The sequence below is a fragment of the Frigoribacterium sp. MEB024 genome, from assembly GCF_000878135.1.
In the GTDB taxonomy this organism is placed as follows: Bacteria; Actinomycetota; Actinomycetes; order Actinomycetales; family Microbacteriaceae; genus Frigoribacterium.
The window spans coordinates 1-2076 of the sequence record NZ_JXQZ01000075.1 but is presented as its reverse complement, the minus strand read 5'-3'; the positions used below and the strand labels follow the sequence as shown (position 1 = coordinate 2076).

General features: G+C 55.3%; 2 rRNA genes. Both read right to left on the bottom strand.

What is annotated here, in order from left to right:
* Window positions 1–9 precede the first annotated feature (9 nt).
* Window positions 10–126: ribosomal RNA gene (gene rrf / locus SZ60_RS12930) — 5S ribosomal RNA — on the bottom strand.
* A gap of 158 nt (window positions 127–284) precedes the next feature.
* Window positions 285–2076: ribosomal RNA gene (locus SZ60_RS12925) — 23S ribosomal RNA — on the bottom strand; the annotation flags it as partial.

The window sequence follows — 2076 nt, the reverse complement described above, 5'->3', positions numbered from 1 at the left end:
CTAAAAGGAGTCCGGCGGTGTCCTACTCTCCCACAAGGTCCCCCTTGCAGTACCATCGGCGCTGAGAGTCTTAGCTTCCGGGTTCGGAATGTGACCGGGCGTTTCCCTCTCGCTATGGCCGCCGAAACATTTACCACACACCATTACTGGTGGTGAAGTCTGTTTTTAGACCATGCACCCGCCCCAGGGGACGGATGAGTGTTCTGTTGAGTTGTTCCCGACCGTATTTCGGGAACCACATAGTGGACGCAAGCAGCTTTCCCCCACCTCTACAGGGAGGGAGTGTTGTCAAGTTATCGGCTTATTAGTACCGGTCAGCTCCATGGGTCGTTAGTCCCCACTTCCACATCCGGCCTATCAACCCAGTAGTCTAGCTGGGAGCCTCTCACCCCTAAGGGTATGGAAATCTCATCTCGAAGCCGGCTTCCCGCTTAGATGCTTTCAGCGGTTATCCGTTCCGAACGTAGCTAATCAGCGGTGCCCTTGGCAGGACAACTGACACACCAGAGGTTCGTCCATCCCGGTCCTCTCGTACTAGGGATAGATCTTCTCAAATTTCCTACGCGCGCAGCGGATAGGGACCGAACTGTCTCACGACGTTCTAAACCCAGCTCGCGTACCGCTTTAATGGGCGAACAGCCCAACCCTTGGGACCTACTCCAGCCCCAGGATGCGACGAGCCGACATCGAGGTGCCAAACCATGCCGTCGATATGGACTCTTGGGCAAGATCAGCCTGTTATCCCCGAGGTACCTTTTATCCGTTGAGCGACAGCGCTTCCACAAGCCACTGCCGGATCACTAGTCCCGACTTTCGTCCCTGCTCGACTTGTCAGTCTCACAGTCAAGCTCCCTTGTGCACTTACACTCGACACCTGATTGCCAACCAGGTTGAGGGAACCTTTGGGCGCCTCCGTTACTTTTTGGGAGGCAACCGCCCCAGTTAAACTACCCACCAGGCACTGTCCCAGAACCGGATCACGGTTCGTAGTTAGATATCCAAAGTGACCAGAGTGGTATTTCAACAATGACTCCACCTGAACTAGCGTCCAAGCTTCACAGTCTCCCACCTATCCTACACAAGCCACTCCGAACACCAATACCAAGCTGTAGTAAAGGTCACGGGGTCTTTCCGTCCTGCTGCGCGTAACGAGCATCTTTACTCGTAGTGCAATTTCGCCGAGTTCGCGGTTGAGACAGCTGGGAAGTCGTTACGCCATTCGTGCAGGTCGGAACTTACCCGACAAGGAATTTCGCTACCTTAGGATGGTTATAGTTACCACCGCCGTTTACTGGGGCTTAAATTCTCAGCTTCGCTTGCGCTAACCGTTCCTCTTAACCTTCCAGCACCGGGCAGGCGTCAGTCCGTATACATCGTCTTGCGACTTGGCACGGACCTGTGTTTTTAGTAAACAGTCGCTTCCCACTGGTCTCTGCGGCCTTTCCCGCTCCGGGAGTAAATCCCATCACGGTTCCGGCCCCCCTTCTCCCGAAGTTACGGGGGCATTTTGCCGAGTTCCTTAACCACGATTCTCTCGATCTCCTTGGTATTCTCTACCTGACCACCTGAGTCGGTTTGGGGTACGGGCGGCTTGAACCTCACGTCGATGCTTTTCTCGGCAGCATAGGATCACTGATTTCCCCCAATCGGGGTACGCATCGGATCTCAGGCGCATTGACGACGGATTTGCCTATCGTCAGCCCTACATCCTTACACCAGGTTCACCTTACGGATACCATCGCCTGGCTCAGCTACCTTCCTGCGTCACACCTGTTAATACGTTAACCGCACCAGCATGGGGTCGAGCGTTAGACCGGCCGGCATCACCCCGAAGGGATCCACTCAGCCGGGTTAGGACTCTTAGCACCACTGGATTAGCTTGGGCGGTTCTTCGCCGGTACGGGAATATCAACCCGTTGTCCATCGACTACGCCTGTCGGCCTCGCCTTAGGTCCCGACTTACCCAGGGCGGATTAACCTGGCCCTGGAACCCTTGGTCTTTCGGAGGACGGGTTTCTCACCCGTCTTTCGCTACTCATGCCTGCATTCTCACTCGTGTGGCCTCCACGGCTGGTT